Origin of the sequence: Streptomyces sp. NPDC014882 (genome assembly GCF_043081325.1) — a bacterium.
GTDB lineage: Bacteria > Actinomycetota > Actinomycetes > Streptomycetales > Streptomycetaceae > Streptomyces.
The window spans coordinates 1-17,608 of the sequence record NZ_JBIBWL010000012.1 but is presented as its reverse complement, the minus strand read 5'-3'; the positions used below and the strand labels follow the sequence as shown (position 1 = coordinate 17,608).

The following is a 17,608-nucleotide window of genomic DNA, read 5'->3' as shown; positions in this document are numbered from 1 at the left end:
ACGGTGCCCGGTCAGGCCTCGGGGGCGGGGACGACGCTGAGGTGCCCCGCGGTGCGGCGCGGACGCCGTCCGCCACGGGGCGCGGGCGCGGGTGCCTCGCGCGGCACCATCGTCAGCCGCGTGTACCCCATCTCACGCAGCGTCCGCGGGGTCTCGCCGACGATGCGGCACTCGGTGGCGGGCCGGCGCGGGTCGGGGTGGAGCAGGGTGCGGACCGCCCCGTCGTGCTCGACGGCGTCCTCGCCCATGACGCGCACCCAGTGCGGCAGTCCCTGCCGGTAGGCGGCCTCCATCAGGGGGTCCTGGGCGATCTCGCGGCGGATCGCCTGCAGGACGGGGTCGTGGCCGTGCCGTTCGAGGGTCGCGGCGAACCGGGCGAGCACGGGCAGGCACCAGCCGGCCTCGTGGTCGCCGAGGACCGACGCCGCGTCCGGGTGGAAGAGGACGAACCGCAGGAAGTTGTCGTCCGGCAGCGCGGTCGGATGCGGGCTCACGTCGCGGAAAAGTGACGCGAAAGCGGCGTTGGCGAGGACGACGTCCCAGCGGTGGTCGAGAACGACGGAAGGAAAGGGCACGGCCTCCAGGTATGCGGCGTAGTCCCGTAGGTAGGACTGGGCCTCGGGACTCTCGGGGACGGGCCGCGGTACCGACCGCTGCCCACCTGCCTGATACGCCATCGGGAGGTCACCCCTCTTGCCTCTGCGGCCTTCACGCGGCGTGCCGATCCTGCTGCCCGGCGCGCGGCGTGTCAACTATCGTGGCATTCGGCGCTCGTTGACGGCTGAAATTGGCCACAGTTGTGGCGAGACCTGGATGTGAGTTCGAAAGACCGGTTACTCTCCGGGCAGTTCACGGCGATCGCGTGTGCCCGTGAGAGGCTCGTGAGAGACGTAGGAGACCTGTCGGTGACGGATGGCTTCGAGGTTCCGGGCGCCACGGCGACGGTGCTGTTGTCGGCCGTCGTCGCCCGCGTCACCGCTCTCGCCGACCGGCTCGGCGTACCGCACGCGGAGGTCTTCGGCACCGGACGGCTGTCCGTCGCCTCCGGTGTTCCCGAGTCCGTGGTCAAGGCCCTGCTGAGCGGCCGCCCGGCGGGGGAACCGGACGTGCAGGCCAGGTTCCTGCAGCGGCTGGACCTGCTGCGCCGCACCCGGCTCAAGCCCAACGGCCGCAAGTACACCCAGCAGGAGATCGCCGACGGCGCCGGCATGTCACGGCAGCAGGCGGGCGCCCTCATCAACGGCGACCGCCGCCCCACCATGGAGCACTGCGACGCCCTCCAGCGCTTCTTCCGCGTGCACGCCGGCTTCCTCACGGCCGAGGACCCCGAGGCCCTGGCGGGCGCCCTCCAGCACATCGAGCAGGAGCTGCTCCAGAAGCTCGCGGCCCGGGAGGCGGCCGCGGCCGCCGAGGACCCGCTGGAGCGGCTGCTCCAGGACCACGGAGTGCGCGGGATCGCGTGGCGGGCCGCCCAACTGCCCACCGATCAGCACCGCGACAAGGTCGCCGAGTGGCTGGACATGCTCCTGGAGAGCGTGAAGCGGCCGGAGTCGTGATCCGGAGGAGAGCGGGGAGGACTGTGGGCATCGCCAAGGACATGCGCCGGCTGTGCGGCGAGCTGGTCGCGGAACTGACCCTTCCCGCCCCCGCCGCCCCCGCCGACCTGTACGCGGCCCTGTGCGAGGGCATGAGCCGCCGCCGCGGCCGCCCGGTCGTCTTCCGTACGGCCGCGTTCCCGCCCGGCACCGCCAGCGGCCTGTGGCTCGACATGGCCGACCAGGACCTCGTCGTGATCGAGGAACGCACCGCTCCCGACCACCAGTTGGTGATCCTGGGTCATGAGCTGTGGCACATGAAGGCCGGGCACTGCGGTCACCACGTGGAGGGCGCCGCGGTCGCGGCCCGGCTGCTCCACGACGGGGCGGACCTCCAGGCGACGGTCCGCAGCGTCGCCGCGCGCACCCGGTTCGACCAGGCGGAGGAGCGGGACGCCGAGAGCTTCGGCCTGCTCCTCGCCAGCAAGTGCCGTACCTGGCTGCCCGGTTCGTCGCCGCGCGGCCGTGGGCGGCGTGATCACCTGGCGGGCCGGATCGAGGCGTCGCTCGGGTACCTCGGACCGCAGGACCGGGCCGGCGGCTGAGCGGACCACCCCCTCGGACCGCAGGACCGCGCCGGCGGCCGAACGGGGCCGTGGCCGTGCGGTCCGGCGGCCGAACGGGGCCGCGCGGTCCGGTGCGGTGGTCCGGTCGGAGCAGGTCGGCCGGTCCCGGTTGCGGGGACGGGGCCGGTGCGGGGCGGTCACCGGCCGTCGGCCGTCGCCTCTCCCCCGAGGGCTTCGGGCGCCCGCACCTCGCCCGAGCGGGCGGAACCCTGCCCGGGAAGGCCGGATTGTCAGTGGTGGGCGGCAAGCTTGGAGGTGCGCCGCCATGCGGGGGCGTACGCGCCGGGCGGGCGCGGGGGAGACGACGCCGACACGGGGAGAGCCGACCGATGCCCACTGCCGTACTGAGCGACCGCGAGCGCACCGCCGTGCAGGCCTATCTGCGGCTGCTCCACACCGTCCGGGCGGCGTTCGGGGACGACGGGGGCGGTCCGCCGTACGACCGGCTGCCGCCGGTGGTCCCGCCCGCCGTTCTCGCCGAGGCGGAGCAGGCCCTGGCGGCCGCCGGCCTCACGGGCGGCGAGGAGGAGTTCTTCCGGCTGCTGCACAGCTGGTTCCCGGACAGGTGAGGGCGGGAGGACCGGGCGCTGGGACCGCGGGGGCGCGGGGGCGCGGTCCTGCGGACCGGCGGGTCCGCGGGTCCGCGGGTCCGCGGGGTTCAGCCGTGCGGGACGGTGATCGCCGTCGCCACCAGTCCGCCGCCGACGGTCCAGCCGCCCTCGAAGTGTCCGAGGCGGTGGCCGCCGACCACCGGTCCGGGGACGAGGAGCCGGGCCCTGAGGGTGCCCCGCGAGCCGCCCGCGGGGCCGGGGTCGATCTCGATGTCGGCCTCGGCGAAGTCCAGCCACTTCCGGGTGAGGGGGAACCACGCCTTGTAGACGGATTCCTTGGCGCTGAACAGCAGCCGGTCCCAGTGCACGTCGGGCCGGTCCGCGGCCAGCCGGCGCAGCCGTTCCTGCTCCGCGGGCAGGGCGACGACGGACAGGACGCCGTCGGGGAGCGGCTGGTGCGGTTCGGCGTCGATGCCGAGGGAGGCCAGGTCGGCGGCCCGCACCAGGGCGGCCGCCGCGTAGCCGTCGCAGTGGGTCATGCTGCCGGCCAGTCCGGCCGGCCACCGGGGGGCGCCGCGTTCGCCGGGCAGCACGGCCTGCGGGGGCACGCCGAGCTTGTCCATGGCGCGGCGGGCGCAGGAGCGTACGAGGGTGAACTCCCGGCGCCGTTTGGCGACGGCCCGCACCACGAGCGCCTCCTCCTCCGGGTGGAGGGGTTCGCCGCCGAACTCGCGGACGCCGTCCTCGCCGTGCGCCTCCACGGCGACCACCGTCTCCGGCAGCAGCTCCTCGATCACGCGTTCTCGTCCTTCCGGGGCAGGATGCGGCGCGGGCGGCCGGGCGGCTGCGGGCGCTTGCGCCATTCGCGGGGGTAGCCCACCGACACCTCCTCGAAGCGGACGCCCTCGTGCCAGGTGGTCCGCGGGATGTGCAGATGGCCGTAGACCATCGCGGCGACGCGGAAGCGGCGGTGCCAGTCGGCGGTCAGCCGGGTGCCGCACCACATGGCGAACTCGGGGTACCACAGGACGTCGGTGGGGTGGCGGTCCAGCGGGTAGTGGTTGACGAGGACCGTGGGGAGGTCCTCCGGGAGGGCCGCGAGCCGGCGCTCGGTCTCGGCGACGCGGGCCCGGCACCAGTCCTCGCGGGTCGGGTAGGGGTCGGGGTGCAGCAGGTACTCGTCGTTGCACACGACGCCCGTCCCGTACGCGTACTCCAGGCCCTCCTCCTTGGTGGCGCAGCCGGCCGGGAGGAACGAGTAGTCGTACAGCAGGAACAGCGGGGCGACGGCGACGGGGCCGCCGGGGCCCTCCCACACGGGGTAGGGGTCCTCGGGAGTGATCACGCCCAGCTCGCGGCACACCTCGACGAGGTGTTCGTAGCGGGCGACGCCCCGCAGGGTGACGGTGTCCTTGGGATGGGTCCACAGTTCGTGGTTGCCGGGGGCCCAGACGACCTTGCGGAAACGGCTCGCGAGGGTCTTCAGCGTCCACTGGACGTCGGCCACGCTCTCCGAGACGTCACCGGCGACCAGCAGCCAGTCCTCGTCGGTCTCCGGAGCCATGCTCTCGACCAGGGCCCGGTTCTCCGGATAGCCGATGTGCAGATCGCTGATGGCCAGCAGCTGCCCGGCTCCATCGGCCGTCGACGTCACACTGTGCTCCGTTCCCCCGGCTCTCGTCCGTCACCGCGCGCACGAACGGCGGCACGGCCGTCCCATCCTTACCCGTGTTCGCGCCCGGTACGGCCATGATCGGAAAATCCGTAACACGCGCGTTGCACGAGGCGCCTTCGGGAAGCCGTATGATCGCCCCAACACCACCGCCCCGACCTGCCTTCGCGCAGGGCGGTTTGGTGTCCCTCCAATCCCCCCTGCCCGGGCCGGGCCTGCTTCGCCCTGCCCGTGAACCGTGAAAGGCGGCCTGCATGGTCTCTCGCGTACGCGTCTGGCTCAACCGCACGTACGCGGAGAACGTGTTCTTCATGGATCAGCTGCGGCGAAATCCGAGCGACCGCGCCGTGGACGTCCACGCCACCCACGGTGACGTCGACTCGCCCGTACTGGCCGCCGCCGACACCGCCGACCTGGAGCCGGAGGGCCTGTCCCCCGCCGCGTACGTCGAGTACGCCCTCGACCAGTGCCGGCGCCGCGGCATCGACGTGTTCGTGCCCCGGCTGCACCAGGCGGCCATCGTGGCGCACCGCGCGGACTTCGCCGCGGCCGGGACGGCGCTGCTCGCCCCGCCGCCGGAGGCCGTCGCGGTCTTCCACGACAAGGTGATCGCCTACGAGGCGGTCCAGGCCATCGGGGTGCCCGTGCCGCCGTGGTGGCGGATCCGTACGGCGTCCGAACTCGTCGCCGCGGTCGAGGCGTTGGAGGCCGGCGGTCACAAGGCGTGCTTCAAGCCGGCGTCCGGCGCGGGCGGGGTGGGCTTCCGGATGATCACCCGCGCGCCCTTCTCGCTGGCGCAGCTCAGCGGTTTCCCGTCGCCCTACGTCCAGCTGGACAGGGTCGTCGAGGCGCTGGAGCAGGCCGAGGAGCAGGTGGACTGGCTGGTGATGCCGCGGCTGGAGCAGCCGGAGGTGTCGGTGGACTGCCTGACCGGCCCGGACAACCTGATCCGGCTGGCCGTCGGCCGCACCAAGAACGGCCGCCGCCGCGGCTTCACCCTCCAGGAGCAGTGGCTGGAGCCGGCCCGGCGGATCGCCGAGGGGTTCGGGCTGCACTACCTGTCCAACATCCAGTTCCGGATGCTCGGGGACGTCCCGGTCCTGATGGACGTCAACACCCGTCCGGCCGGCGGGCTGCACCAGCTGTCCCTGTGCGGGGTCAACGCGCCGTGGGCGGCCGTGCAGCTGGCGCTCGGCGAGGACCCCGGCGAGATCGTGCCGCCGTTCCTCGGGCAGGACTACGCGGTGGTGTCGGGGCCGCGCCCGCTGGGTGCGGTGCCGCTCACCGTGCAGCGGGCGGAGGAGACGGAGGCGCTGCTGCCGGCCGTGCCCGCACCGGCCGGCTCCGTCGAGGTGGGCCAGGCGGCGCAGGCGCTGCCGCTGTAGGTCCCACCGGTCGGGCGGCCTCGCGGTTCGCCTCCGTCACGGCCGGCCTCACCGGCCGGACCGCCCGCCCCGAGCACCCCGAAGTCCCTCGGACGCGATGTCCGGGGGATTTTTTCTCCTCAGGGTGTATCAGGGGCCGGGCTGCGCGCTCTTATCGGTGTGACACCGACGGCCCACGGAGGGACGACGGGGGATCAGGGGGGACGACGGGGGTCACGGGGGGCCTTCGTCGGAGCAGGAAGGCACCACCGGCACCACCGCACGGGGGAACACGGGGGAAGCGGGGACCGACGGGGGGTCCCCGCGGACGGGGGAACGGGCCGGCCGGCCGCTGTCACGGGGAGCGGCCGGCCGGCCCGGGCACGTCGGCGGCACCACGGTCGAACACCCGTGCCGCGCAGGGGGCTTCGCGGCGGCGGGCGGGCCCGTCGGACACAGGCCCGCCCATCGCCGGACGGCCAGGGTCGATCCGGGCCGGTCGGAGTCGATCGGAATCGGCGGCGGTGGGGGTGCGGCTCAGCCGGAGTGTCAGGATCTGGAAGGGCCGCAGCCGCACGGGGACACCGTCCCCGCCGTCGGTGACGGCCGGCTCCAGCGGTCGCTCCAGCAGGTCCACGACCTGTGCGCCGGCGAGCGGGAAGCCGGTCCCCGAGGGGTGCGCGTCCGGGGTGTACGTGCCCGCGTGTACGTGCCGCGGGCGCGCTGCGCCAGGCAGGCCCACCCGCGACGCCCCACGGGAGACGGGCCCGCCCGCGGTGCCCTACCTGAGGTAGGCCAGGCCGGGGTGCCCTACCTGAGGTAGGCCAGGCCGGGGTGGACGGCGGTGTAGCCCTCGACCAGCCGGCGGGCCACGTTCACGGAGTCGACCAGCGGGTGCAGGGCGAAGGCCCTCACCGCGTCGGCGCGCGAGCCGGACCCGGCGGCGGCCAGCACCTCGCGCTCGACGCCCTTCACCGCGCAGACCAGGCCGGTCGCGTGCTCCGGCAGCGGGGCCGCCGCCACCGGATGGGCGCCGTTGGCGTCGACGAGGCAGGGGACCTCGACGACCGCGTCCCGGTCGAGCACCGAGAGCGTCCCGCGGTTGCGGACGTTGAGGATCAGGGTGGTGCGTTCGTCGCGGGCGATGGCCCGCATCAGGGCGAGGGCCACCTTCTCGTAGCCGCCGGAGAGGTCGTCGGCGTCGCGTTCCCCGGCGCCGGCCGTCTCGCGGTTCTCGGCCATGTAGGTCGCCTCGCGCTCGGCGCGGGTGCGGTCCCAGACGCTCAGTGCCGGCGCGTCGGGCCGGCGCATCTCCTCGTAGAAGCGGGACTGCTGGTCGCGCAGGAAGGCGCCGCGGGTCTTCTCGGCCCGCTGGTAGGCGTGCACGGTCTCGCGGTTGAAGTAGTAGTAGTGCAGGTATTCGTTGGGGATCGCGCCGAGCGACCGGAGCCAGTCGGCGCCGAACAGCTTGCCCTCCTCGAACGAACCCAGCAGGCCGGGGTCGGCGAGCAGGCGCGGGAGTTCGTCGCGGCCGGCGATCCGCAGCCCCCGCACCCAGCCGAGGTGGTTGAGGCCGACGTAGTCGACGAACGCCTCGCCCGGGTCCGCGCCGAGGACGCGCGCGATGCGTCGGCCGAGGCCGACGGGCGAGTCACAGATGCCGATGACGCGGTCGCCGAGGTGGCGGGACATGGCCTCGGTGACCAGGCCGGCCGGGTTGGTGAAGTTGATGACCCAGGCGTCGGGGGCGAGGCGGGCCACCCGCCGGGCGATGTCGGACGCGACGGGCACCGTGCGCAGACCGTAGGCGATGCCGCCCGCGCCGACCGTCTCCTGGCCGAGGACGCCCTCCGCGAGGGCCACCCGTTCGTCGTTCGCCCGGCCCTCCAGACCGCCGACGCGGATCGCGGAGAAGACGAAGTCGGCGCCGCGCAGTGCCTCGTCGAGGTCGGTGGTCGTGGTCACGGCGGGGGCGTCGGCCACCGTCGACGCCTGTTCGGCCAGGACACGGGCGACCGCGTGCAGCCGGCTGCCGTCGAGGTCGTGCAGGACGACCTCCGTGACCCGCCCCTCGGCACGGTCCGTCAGCAGCGCCCCGTACACCAGCGGCACCCGGAACCCGCCGCCGCCCAGAATCGTCAGTCTCACGCCCACACCTCTCCTGCTCACGCCCGCGCCTCTCCGGCCGGGCCCGTCCCGCCGCCCGCCGCCGGGGAGGGCCGGTCCACCGGGTCCGCCGGCGCGTCGGTCACCACTCCGCCCGGCCCCGTCCCGCCGCGGGCGCGCGCCCGGGCCGGGCCGCTCGCCCCGGTCAGGCCAGGGACAGGAAGAGCTTCTCCAGTCGGGCCCGCATCTGCGCGGAGTCGCGCACCTCGGGGTCCTCACTGGTCATGCACTGCTCCAGCCCGGTCGCGATGATCGAGAAGCCGGCCCGGTCCAGGGCCCTGGAGACCGCCGCGAGCTGGGTGACCACGTCCTCGCAGTCCCGGCCCTCCTCGATCATCCGGATCACTCCCGCGAGCTGGCCCTGGGCCCGCCGCAGACGGTTGAGCGCCGACTTCAGCTCCTCGGCCGACATGTCGAGTTGCACACTTCCTCCTCGTATATACCCCCGCGGGTATCGTACCCGCTGGAGAGAAACACCCCGGAAGGAGTTTCTGTTCCTTTCCCGCACCGGCGGCCACCGACCCCGCGCCCCGGTCCCCCGATCTCCGGACTCCGGTCCCCCGGTCCTCGGCCCCCCGGTCCTCGCCCCTCCGGCCCCCGTGACCCTGCCCACCGCTCCCCACATCCCGGCGCACCGGCCGCCGCCGGCCACTGCCGCCCGCCTTCCGAACCACCCGGAGAAGGTCGCCGCCCGCACGGCCGGACCGCGCGAAGGCGATCACCGCCCGCCCGGCCGAACCATCCAGGGGCAGTCGCCACCCGCCCGGCCGGACCGTCCAGGGCCAGTCGCCCTCCTCGGAGCAGACCCGCCCGAAGGGGGCAAGCGCTGTCCACGGGGCCGGCCCGCCCAGGGGCGGGTGTCGTTCACAGGGTGAACTCGCCCCGAGGGAAAGGACTTTCCCTGCTTTGACTCTTGACGGCCGGGATGCCGAGGGGCACATTGGCGACGCCGTGAGAGCGCTCTCATACTGCGGGCGCTGTCGACGGCACCCGCGCACGACCACTCCGTACCCGAGAGGCACTCCCCACCATGAGCGAACCCTCCGGCACGCCTCCCCGCGGACGCCGCTCCCTGCGGCGGGCGCTCGTCGCCGCCGTCGGCACCCTCGGCCTCGCGGCGGCGGCCGCGGTGGCCTCCCCCACCGCGAACGCCTCCGCGCCCACTCCCCCCTCGGGGTGGTCGCAGGTCTTCCTCGACGACTTCAACGGCGCCGCCGGCACCGGCGTGAACACCTCGAACTGGCAGTACGCCACCGGCACCTCGTACCCGGGCGGTCCCGCGAACTGGGGCACCGGCGAGGTCGAGACGATGACGAACAGCACGGGCAACGTCTCGCTCGACGGCAGCGGCAACCTGCGCATCACCCCGCTCCGGGACGCGGCGGGCCGCTGGACCTCGGGCCGCATCGAGACCAGGCGCACCGACTTCCAGCCCCCGTCCGGCGGCAAGCTGCGGGTCGAGGCCCGGCTGCAGATGCCGAACGTGACGGGGACCGCCGCCGAGGGCTACTGGCCGGCGTTCTGGACGCTGGGCGCCCCCTACCGGGGCAACTACCAGAACTGGCCCTCGGTCGGCGAGCTGGACATCATGGAGAACGTCCAGGGGCTGAACCGGGTCTGGTCGACGATGCACTGCGGGACCAGTCCGGGCGGTCCGTGCAACGAGACCACCGGTATCGGCAACTCCACCGCGTGCCCCGACACCACGTGCCAGTCCGGCTTCCACACCTACACGATGGAGTGGGACCGCTCGGTGACCCCCGAGGCGATCCGCTTCTTCGTCGACGGCGTCAACTACCACACCGTGACGGCCGCCCAGATGGACGCCACCACCTGGAACAACGCGACGAACCACGGCTTCTTCGTCATCCTCAACGTGGCGATGGGCGGCGGCTTCCCGGACGCGTTCGGCGGCGGCCTGGACGGTGACACGCGCCCGGGCGTGCCGATGGTCGTCGACTACGTGCAGGTGCTCCAGGCCGCGGGCGGCGGGGGCGGCACCACGCCTCCCCCGACCGGCGACCGCGACGCCTACGCGGCCGTCCAGGCCGAGTCGTACGACGCCCAGTCCGGCGTGATCACCGAGACCACCACCGACAGCGGCGGCGGCCGGAACATCGGCGCCCTGGCCAACGGCGACTGGGCGCTCTTCCGCGGGGTGAACTTCGGCTCCACGGCGGCCCGGCAGTTCAACGCCCGGGTGGCGAGCGGCGCGGCCGCCGGCGTCAGCGGTCTGGTCGAGGTGCGCCTGGACAGCCGTACCGCCACGCCGATCGGGAGTTTCGCGCTGGCGAACACGGGCGGCTGGCAGTCGTGGCGGACGGTCCCGGCGAACATCTCCTCCGTCACCGGGACCCACGACGTCTACCTGACCTTCACCAGCGGCCAGCCCGCCGACTTCGTGAACGTGAACTGGTTCAGCTTCGGCCACTGAGGCCGCCCAGGCCGCCCAGGCCACCGAGGCCGTTGAGGCCACCGAGGCCATTGGGGCCACCCGGCCGCGCGGGCCACCGAGAGCCCCGGTGGGACCACCGACGGCCCGCGGGGCGGAACCGCCGACCCGGCGGCGTTTCAGCGCAGTTCCGCGCGGAACGCCGCCGGTGTCATGTCCGTGTGCTGCTGGAAGAACTTGGAGAAGTTCGCCGGGTCGGGGAAGCCCACCGCCGCGCCGACCCGGCCGATCGGCAGTTCCGTGTGGGCGAGGAGCCGCTTCGCCTCCAGGACGACCCGCCGGTCGATGAAGCCCTTGGGCGTCCGGCCGGTCGCGGCGCGCACCGCGCGCACGAGGGTGCGGCGGGAGTAACCGAGCGCGTCGGCGTACGCGCTGACGCTGTGGTTGGTGGCGAAGTCCCGTTCCACGGCCTCCCGGAAGAGGGTGAAGGTGGTGTCGGCCTGCCGGCCGGCCGCCTCCGCCGAGCTGGCGGCGAGGTGCGCGAGGCGCAGCAGAAACGCCGTCAGGCAGTGCCGCAGCACCGAGGCGTGCAGACCGGGGGGCAGGGTCCCGGTGTCCTCGTACTCCCGTTGCAGGTGCGCCAGGGCCGCGCGCAGGCCGGCCGACCCGGCCTCGTCCGGGTGGAGCAGCGGCGGCAGGTCGTAGCGGTACAGGCCGGTGGCCTCGACGGTGGACCGGGGCAGGAAGCCGGGCTGCATGGTCAGGGCGGTTCCGCGGTACTCGCTGGTCTTCGAGAAGCGGTGGACCTGGCCCGGGCGGATCCACAGGACGTCACCGGCCGCGGCCTCGTACTCGGCGAAGTCGACCATGTGACGGACGGGACCCCCGGTGAACAGCAGGACGGTGTGGAAGTCGATGCGGTGGACGCGTTCCAGCGGCGCGTCGGCGTGCCAGGCGCGGCCGGCGCCCATGGGTCCGACCTGCATGCCGACGCCGCCGACGCTGAGGCCCGCCGGGAAGGGGAACGTCCTGATCTCGTCGCCGTCCCCGGCGCCGGTGTCCGCCATGTCGCTCTCGTGCCGCCTCGTGCCCGCCCGGCGCCGCCGGGGTGTCCCACTTTCACCACAGCGTGACACACGCCGACCTTCCTTCGAAAAAGTCAGACTTTTACTTTTGAACGCGTCAGACCGACCACCCCGCTCGGATCGAGGATTTCTTGAAGATGAGCACGCAGTCACCGGACAGTTTCGAATGGACCGAACTCGACCGGCGTGCCGTCGACACCGCGCGCCTGCTGGCGGCGGATGCCGTGCAGAAGGTGGGCAACGGGCACCCCGGCACCGCGATGAGCCTCGCGCCCGCCGCGTACACGATCTTTCAGAAGGTGATGCGGCACGACCCGGCGGACCCGGAGTGGACCGGGCGTGACCGCTTCGTGCTCTCCCCCGGCCACACCTCGCTGACCCTGTACACCCAGCTGTTCCTGGCCGGCTACGAACTGGGGCTGGACGACCTCAAGGCGTTCCGCACGCACGGTTCGAAGACGCCGGGCCACCCCGAGTACGGGCACACCGCCGGTGTGGAGACCACCACCGGTCCGCTGGGCCAGGGCGCCGCCAACGCGGTCGGCATGGCGATGGCGGCCCGCTACGAGCGCGGTCTGTTCGACCCGGAGGCCCCCGAGGGCGAGTCCCCCTTCGACCACACCGTCTGGGCGATCGTCTCCGACGGCGACCTCCAGGAGGGCGTCTCCGCCGAGGCCTCCTCGCTGGCCGGCCACCAGCGGCTCGGCAACCTGGTCTTCCTCTACGACGACAACCACATCTCCATCGAGGGCGACACCGCGACCGCCTTCTCCGAGGACGTCCTGAAGCGGTACGAGGCCTATGGCTGGCACGTGCAGCGGATCGAGCCGCTGGAGAACGGCGACGTCGACGTGCACGCCCTGTACGCGGCCCTGACCGCGGCGCGGGCCGAGACGGCCCGCCCCTCGATCATCGCGATGCGCACGGTCATCGCCTGGCCCGCCCCGAACGCGCGGAACACCGAGGCCTCCCACGGCTCCGCCCTCGGCGACGACGAGGTGGCCGCCACCAAGCGCCTCCTGGGCTTCGACCCGGAGCGGACCTTCGAGGTCCCCGGCGACGTCCTCGCCCACACCCGCGCCGCCCTGGACCGGGGCGCCGAGGCGCACGCCGCCTGGGACAAGCGGCTCGACGCGTGGCGCGGCACGCGGCCGGAGCGGGCGAGGCTGCTCGACCGGGTCCTCGCCGGCCGCCTCCCCGAGGGCTGGGAGGAGCACCTGCCCGTCTTCGAGCCGGGCAAGGCGGTCGCCACCCGCGCGGCCTCCGGCAAGGTGCTCCAGGCGCTCGGCGCGGTGATCCCGGAGCTGTGGGGCGGCTCGGCCGACCTGGCGGGCTCGAACAACACGACGATCGACAGGACGTCGTCGTTCCTGCCGGCGGGCAACCCGCTGCCGGAGGCGGACCCGTACGGCCGCACGGTGCACTTCGGCATCCGCGAGTTCTCGATGGCCGCGGAGATGAACGGCATCGCCCTGCACGGCAACACCCGCGTCTACGGCGGCACCTTCCTGGTGTTCTCCGACTACATGCGCAACGCCGTGCGCATGTCGGCGCTGATGCAGCTGCCGGTGACGTACGTGTGGACGCACGACTCCGTCGGCCTGGGCGAGGACGGCCCCACGCACCAGCCGGTCGAGCACCTGGCGTCGCTGCGCGCGATCCCCGGCCTGAACGTGGTCCGCCCCGCCGACGCCAACGAGACCGCGATCGCCTGGGCGGAGATCCTGCGCCGGCACGGCACCCGCCCGGCGCCGCACGGACTGGCCCTCACCCGGCAGGGCGTGCCCGTGTACGCGCCGAACCCGGATGCCGCGAAGGGCGGTTACGTCCTGCGGGAGTCCTCGAAGGACGCCCCGGACGTGATCCTGATCGCCACCGGTTCCGAGGTGCGCCTGGCCGTCGAGGCGCGGGAGGCGCTGGAGGCCGGGGGGATCGGGACCCGGGTGGTGTCGATGCCGTCCGTGGAGTGGTTCGAGGAGCAGCCGCGCGAGTACCGCGACGCCGTCCTGCCGCCGTCGGTGCGGGCCCGGGTCGCCGTCGAGGCGGGCATCGGCCTGACCTGGCACCGGTACGTCGGGGACGCCGGCCGCATCGTCTCCCTGGAGCACTTCGGCGCCTCCGCCGACGCCGCGACCCTGTTCGCCGCGTTCGGCTTCACCCCCGAGAACGTGGCCGCCGCGGCCCGGGCCTCCTTGCACGCGACCGCGGGCGCGACCGCCGCCCGCGGTTGATCAGACCGCCAGAAAGAAGATGATCACAGTGACCGAAGCAACCGCCGCCGCGGGTGCCCTGCGGCGCCTCTCCGACGAGGGCGTCTCCATCTGGCTGGACGACCTGTCCCGCGAGCGGATCACGTCCGGCAACCTCGCCGAGCTGATCGACCGGCAGCACGTCGTGGGCGTCACCACCAACCCGTCGATCTTCCAGGCCGCCATCGGTTCCGGCGAGGGCTACCAGGAGCAGCTCGCCGACCTCGCCGTACGGGGGGTCACGGTCGACGAGGCGGTGCGGATGATGACGACCGCGGACGTGCGTGCGGCCGCCGACGTCCTGCGTCCCGTGTACACGGCCACCGACGGCCGCGACGGCCGGGTCTCCATCGAGGTCGACCCGCGCCTCGCCCACGAGACCGCGGCCACGGTCGCCGAGGCGAAGCAGCTGGCCTGGCTCGTGGACCGCCCCAACGTCATGATCAAGATTCCGGCGACGAAGGCCGGCCTCCCCGCGATCACCGAGGTCGTCGGCCTCGGCATCAGCGTCAACGTCACGCTGATCTTCTCCCTGGAGCGCTACCGCGAGGTCATGGACGCCTACCTGGCGGGCCTGGAGAAGGCCGCCGCGCGGGGCCTCGACCTCGCCGCGATCCACTCCGTCGCCTCCTTCTTCGTCTCCCGCGTCGACGCCGAGATCGACAAGCGCCTCACCGTCCTCGGCACCGACGAGGCCCTCGCGCTCCGGGGCCGGGCGGCGCTCGCCAACGCGCGGCTGGCCTACCAGGCGTACGAGGAGGTCTTCGCGGGGGACCGCTGGACCGCCCTCGCCGGGGCGAGGGCGAACAAGCAGCGTCCGCTGTGGGCATCCACCGGTGTGAAGGATCCTGCGTACAAGGACACGCTGTACGTCGACGAGCTCGTGGCGCCCGGCACCGTCAACACGATGCCGGAGGCCACGCTGAGGGCCACCGCCGACCACGGCGCCGTCACCGGCGACACGGTCACCGGCGGCTACGCGCAGGCCCGCGCGGACCTCGCCGCCGTGGCGGCGCTCGGCATCTCCTACGACGAGGTCGTCACCCGGTTGGAGGAAGAGGGCGTCGCCAAGTTCGCGGTGGCGTGGCAGGACCTGCTGGACGCGGTCGCGAAGTCGCTGAACACCGAGGTGCTCGACACCGAGGCGGTCGAGGCGGCCGGGACGACCGAGGCACTGGACACCGAGGGAGCTGACGCGGAATGAGCACTGCCGGCACCGACGCCGCCTGGGAGAACCCGTTGCGGGATCCCCGCGACCGGCGCCTGCCCCGTATCGCCGGCCCGTCCGGACTCGTCATCTTCGGCGTGACCGGCGACCTGTCCCGCAAGAAACTGATGCCCGCCGTCTACGACCTCGCCAACCGGGGCCTGCTCCCGCCGGGCTTCTCGCTCGTCGGGTTCGCGCGCCGCGACTGGGAGGACCAGGACTTCGCGCAGGTCGTCCACGACGCGGTGCGCGAGCACGCGCGGACGCCGTTCCGCGAGGAGGTCTGGCAGCAGCTCGCCGAGGGCATGCGGTTCGTCCCGGGCGACTTCGACGACGACACGGCGTTCAAGCAGCTGCGCGACGCCGTCGAGGAGCTGGACCGGTCCCGCGGCACCGGCGGCAACTTCGCCTTCTACCTGTCGGTCCCGCCGAAGTTCTTCCCCAAGGTCGTCGAGCAGCTCAAGAAGCACGGGCTGGCGGACGCGCCGGACGGGTCGTGGCGGCGGGGCGTCATCGAGAAGCCGTTCGGGCACGACCTGGCGAGCGCGCGGGAGCTGAACGCGATCGTGCACGAGGTCTTCGCCCCGGACCAGGTGTTCCGCATCGACCACTACCTGGGCAAGGAGACCGTCCAGAACATCCTGGCGCTGCGCTTCGCCAACCAGATGTTCGAGCCGATCTGGAACCGGTCCTTCGTGGACCACGTGCAGATCACCATGGCCGAGGACATCGGCATCGGCGGCCGGGCCGGCTACTACGACGGCATCGGCGCCGCCCGGGACGTCATCCAGAACCACCTCCTGCAGCTGATGGCGCTGACCGCGATGGAGGAGCCCGCCTCCTTCGACGCGGACGCGCTGCTGACCGAGAAGCTGAAGGTCCTCAACGCCGTGAAGCTTCCGGAGGACCTCGGCCGGCACACGGTGCGGGCGCAGTACGCGGGCGCCTGGCAGGGCGGCGAGAAGGTGCGCGGCTACCTGGAGGAGGACGGCATCGACCCGGCGTCGACCACGGACACCTACGCCGCCGTCCGGCTGAACGTCGACAACCGCCGCTGGGCGGGCGTGCCGTTCTACCTGCGCACCGGCAAGCGCCTGGGCCGCCGCGTCACCGAGATCGCGGTGGTCTTCCAGCGGGCGCCGCACTCCCCCTTCGACTCCAGCGCCACCGAGGAACTCGGCGCCAACGCGATCGTCGTCCGGGTCCAGCCCGACGAGGGCGTCACCGTCCGCTTCGGCTCCAAGGTGCCGGGCACGTCGATGGAGATCCGGGACGTCACGATGGACTTCGCGTACGGCGAGTCCTTCACGGAGTCCAGCCCGGAGGCGTACGAGCGGCTCATCCTGGACGTGCTGCTCGGCGACGCCAACCTGTTCCCGCGCCACCAGGAGGTGGAAGAGTCCTGGAGGATCCTCGACCCGATCGAGGAGCACTGGGCACGGCACGGCAGGCCCGCCCAGTACGCCTCGGGCAGCTGGGGACCCGAGGAAGCCGACGAGATGCTCGCACGAGACGGACGGAGCTGGCGCAGGCCATGAAGATCGACCTGACCGACACCACGGCAAGCAAGATCAACAAGGCGTTGGTGAAGGGCCGCCGCGCCATCGGCACACCGGCCGTGGGCATGGTCCTGACGATGGTGATCGTCACGGACGAGGAGAACGCCTACGACTCGATCAAGGCGGCCGAGGAGGCCTCGCACGAGCACCCCTCGCGCACCCTGGTCGTCATCAAGCGGCACCCCCGCACCCCCCGCGAGCGCACGCAGTCGCGGCTCGACGCCGAGGTCCGGGTGGGTTCCGAGGCCGGCACCGGGGAGACGGTGATCCTGCGGACCTACGGCGAGGTGTCCGAGCACGCCGACTCCGTGGTGCTGCCGCTGCTGCTGCCGGACGCCCCGGTCGTCGTGTGGTGGCCGGTGGACGCGCCGCAGAACCCGGTCAAGGATCCGCTGGGCGCGCTGGCCCAGCGCCGGATCACCGACATGTACGCCGTCGAGCGGCCCCTGCGGGCACTGGAGGCGCGCGTGCAGTCGTACGCGCCCGGCGACACCGACCTGGCGTGGACCCGGCTGACGCCGTGGCGTTCGATGCTGGCGGCGGCGCTGGACCAGGCACGGGTGCCGATCGTCTCGGCGGCCGTGGAGAGCGAGGCGGACAACCCGAGCGCCGAACTGCTCGCGCGCTGGCTGGAGGCCCGGCTGAAGGTGCCCGTGGACCGGGTGGAGACCGCGGGCCCGGTCGTCACGGCCGTCCGGCTCGGCACCGCCGGCGGCGAGATCGTCATCGACCGGCCCGAGGGCCCGCTGGCCACGCTGGTCCTGCCCGGCCAGCCCTCGCGGACCCTCGCCCTGAAGGTCCGCCCCACCTCCGAACTGATCGCCGAGGAGCTGCGTCGCCTCGACGCGGACGAGATGTACGCCATCGCCCTGCGGGGCGAGGCAACCGAGGAGAGCCCCGCCCATGTCTGACACCCCCGTGCTCACCCGGCGCCCCGAGTGGGCCGCGCTGGAGGACCACCGCACCCGGCAACTCGCGGATCTGCGCGAGCTGTTCGCCACCGACCCCGGGCGCGCCGAACGGTACGTCGTGCGGGTCGGCGACCTGCGCATCGACTACTCCAAGCACCTGATCACCGACGAGACCCTCGCGCTGTTGCAGGAACTCGCCGCCGCGACGGACGTGTTCGGTCTGCGGGACGCGATGTTGCGTGGGGAGAGGATCAACACCACGGAGGATCGGGCGGTGTTGCACACCGCGTT

At 73.2% G+C, this 17,608-nt stretch carries 15 protein-coding genes and 2 pseudogenes; 10 read left to right on the top strand and 7 right to left on the bottom strand.

The features are described 5' to 3' along the window. Positions 1-11: 11 nt before the first annotated feature. On the bottom strand, positions 12-677 hold the full coding sequence (locus tag ACF09K_RS24840) for a hypothetical protein (RefSeq protein WP_392246800.1): 666 nt from the start codon (positions 675-677) through the stop codon (positions 12-14). 228 nt (positions 678-905) lie between these two features. Between ACF09K_RS24840 and ACF09K_RS24835 the strand changes: the two genes are divergently transcribed. From ACF09K_RS24835 to ACF09K_RS24825, 3 genes are all read left to right on the top strand, one after another. After that, positions 906-1,556 carry a helix-turn-helix domain-containing protein gene (locus ACF09K_RS24835; RefSeq protein WP_392246799.1) on the top strand — a complete coding sequence of 217 codons (651 nt, stop codon included), beginning with the start codon at positions 906-908 and terminating at the stop codon, positions 1,554-1,556. Positions 1,557-1,597: 41 nt separating this feature from the next. Then, positions 1,598-2,140, top strand: coding sequence for a toxin-antitoxin system, toxin component (locus tag ACF09K_RS24830; protein ID WP_392247143.1), 543 nt, complete (start codon positions 1,598-1,600; stop codon positions 2,138-2,140). A gap of 350 nt (positions 2,141-2,490) precedes the next feature. Next, positions 2,491-2,730 carry a hypothetical protein gene (locus ACF09K_RS24825; protein ID WP_392246797.1) on the top strand — a complete coding sequence of 80 codons (240 nt, stop codon included), beginning with the start codon at positions 2,491-2,493 and terminating at the stop codon, positions 2,728-2,730. Between the two features lie 89 nt (positions 2,731-2,819). Here ACF09K_RS24825 and ACF09K_RS24820 read toward each other — a convergent pair whose 3' ends face one another. Beyond that, on the bottom strand, positions 2,820-3,509 hold the full coding sequence (locus ACF09K_RS24820) for a 4'-phosphopantetheinyl transferase (RefSeq protein ID WP_392246795.1): 690 nt from the start codon (positions 3,507-3,509) through the stop codon (positions 2,820-2,822). Beyond that, entirely contained in the window at positions 3,506-4,366 is an 861-nt protein-coding gene (locus ACF09K_RS24815) for a metallophosphoesterase family protein (RefSeq protein ID WP_392246793.1), read from the bottom strand. Before ACF09K_RS24815 ends, ACF09K_RS24820 begins: the two co-directional genes overlap by 4 nt. A gap of 272 nt (positions 4,367-4,638) precedes the next feature. Between ACF09K_RS24815 and ACF09K_RS24810 the strand changes: the two genes are divergently transcribed. Beyond that, the gene (locus tag ACF09K_RS24810) at positions 4,639-5,769 is read left to right on the top strand and encodes an ATP-grasp domain-containing protein (protein ID WP_392246792.1); all 1,131 of its coding nucleotides are present in this window, start codon (positions 4,639-4,641) and stop codon (positions 5,767-5,769) included. A 511-nt stretch (positions 5,770-6,280) separates the two neighbouring features. On the opposite strand, the pseudogene ACF09K_RS24805 reads toward ACF09K_RS24810, so the two are convergent. From ACF09K_RS24805 to ACF09K_RS24795, 3 genes and pseudogenes are all read right to left on the bottom strand, one after another. Beyond that, positions 6,281-6,415, bottom strand: a pseudogene (locus ACF09K_RS24805) (glycosyl hydrolase-related protein); the annotation flags it as partial. Between the two features lie 143 nt (positions 6,416-6,558). Further along, positions 6,559-7,896, bottom strand: coding sequence for a 6-phospho-beta-glucosidase (locus ACF09K_RS24800; RefSeq protein WP_392246790.1), 1,338 nt, complete (start codon positions 7,894-7,896; stop codon positions 6,559-6,561). A gap of 163 nt (positions 7,897-8,059) precedes the next feature. Continuing rightward, positions 8,060-8,338 carry a metal-sensitive transcriptional regulator gene (locus tag ACF09K_RS24795; protein WP_030789151.1) on the bottom strand — a complete coding sequence of 93 codons (279 nt, stop codon included), beginning with the start codon at positions 8,336-8,338 and terminating at the stop codon, positions 8,060-8,062. 606 nt (positions 8,339-8,944) lie between these two features. Here ACF09K_RS24795 and ACF09K_RS24790 point away from each other — a divergent pair. Next, positions 8,945-10,348 (top strand): glycoside hydrolase family 16 protein, encoded by a 1,404-nt coding sequence (locus ACF09K_RS24790; RefSeq protein WP_392246788.1) that lies wholly within the window; start codon positions 8,945-8,947, stop codon positions 10,346-10,348. A 137-nt stretch (positions 10,349-10,485) separates the two neighbouring features. On the opposite strand, the gene ACF09K_RS24785 is transcribed toward ACF09K_RS24790, so the two are convergent. Next, positions 10,486-11,373, bottom strand: coding sequence for a helix-turn-helix domain-containing protein (locus ACF09K_RS24785; RefSeq protein ID WP_392246787.1), 888 nt, complete (start codon positions 11,371-11,373; stop codon positions 10,486-10,488). A 155-nt stretch (positions 11,374-11,528) separates the two neighbouring features. Between ACF09K_RS24785 and tkt the strand changes: the two genes are divergently transcribed. From tkt to ACF09K_RS24760, 5 genes and pseudogenes are all read left to right on the top strand, one after another. Then, positions 11,529-13,622 (top strand): transketolase, encoded by a 2,094-nt coding sequence (gene tkt / locus ACF09K_RS24780; protein WP_392246785.1) that lies wholly within the window; start codon positions 11,529-11,531, stop codon positions 13,620-13,622. Positions 13,623-13,641: 19 nt separating this feature from the next. Beyond that, positions 13,642-14,844 carry a transaldolase gene (gene tal / locus ACF09K_RS24775; RefSeq protein ID WP_392246783.1) on the top strand — a complete coding sequence of 401 codons (1,203 nt, stop codon included), beginning with the start codon at positions 13,642-13,644 and terminating at the stop codon, positions 14,842-14,844. Continuing rightward, complete coding sequence (gene zwf, locus ACF09K_RS24770) at positions 14,841-16,385, top strand: glucose-6-phosphate dehydrogenase (RefSeq protein ID WP_392246782.1); 1,545 nt, start codon at positions 14,841-14,843, stop codon at positions 16,383-16,385. Before tal ends, zwf begins: the two co-directional genes overlap by 4 nt. Then, entirely contained in the window at positions 16,382-17,317 is a 936-nt protein-coding gene (opcA, locus tag ACF09K_RS24765; RefSeq protein WP_392246780.1) for a glucose-6-phosphate dehydrogenase assembly protein OpcA, read from the top strand. The genes zwf and opcA overlap by 4 nt, the downstream gene beginning before the upstream one ends. Then, positions 17,310-17,608: pseudogene (locus ACF09K_RS24760) on the top strand (glucose-6-phosphate isomerase); the annotation flags it as partial. The gene opcA and the pseudogene ACF09K_RS24760, both read left to right, overlap by 8 nt.

Coding starts and splice junctions, on each gene's coding strand:
- ACF09K_RS24840 (WP_392246800.1), bottom strand. CDS start 677: ATGGCGTATCAGGCAGGTGGGCAGCGGTCGGTACCGCGGCCCGTCCCC.
- ACF09K_RS24830 (WP_392247143.1), top strand. CDS start 1,598: ATGCGCCGGCTGTGCGGCGAGCTGGTCGCGGAACTGACCCTTCCCGCC.
- ACF09K_RS24825 (WP_392246797.1), top strand. CDS start 2,491: ATGCCCACTGCCGTACTGAGCGACCGCGAGCGCACCGCCGTGCAGGCC.
- ACF09K_RS24810 (WP_392246792.1), top strand. CDS start 4,639: ATGGTCTCTCGCGTACGCGTCTGGCTCAACCGCACGTACGCGGAGAAC.
- ACF09K_RS24790 (WP_392246788.1), top strand. CDS start 8,945: ATGAGCGAACCCTCCGGCACGCCTCCCCGCGGACGCCGCTCCCTGCGG.
- ACF09K_RS24785 (WP_392246787.1), bottom strand. CDS start 11,373: ATGGCGGACACCGGCGCCGGGGACGGCGACGAGATCAGGACGTTCCCC.
- tkt (WP_392246785.1), top strand. CDS start 11,529: ATGAGCACGCAGTCACCGGACAGTTTCGAATGGACCGAACTCGACCGG.
- tal (WP_392246783.1), top strand. CDS start 13,642: ATGATCACAGTGACCGAAGCAACCGCCGCCGCGGGTGCCCTGCGGCGC.
- zwf (WP_392246782.1), top strand. CDS start 14,841: ATGAGCACTGCCGGCACCGACGCCGCCTGGGAGAACCCGTTGCGGGAT.
- opcA (WP_392246780.1), top strand. CDS start 16,382: ATGAAGATCGACCTGACCGACACCACGGCAAGCAAGATCAACAAGGCG.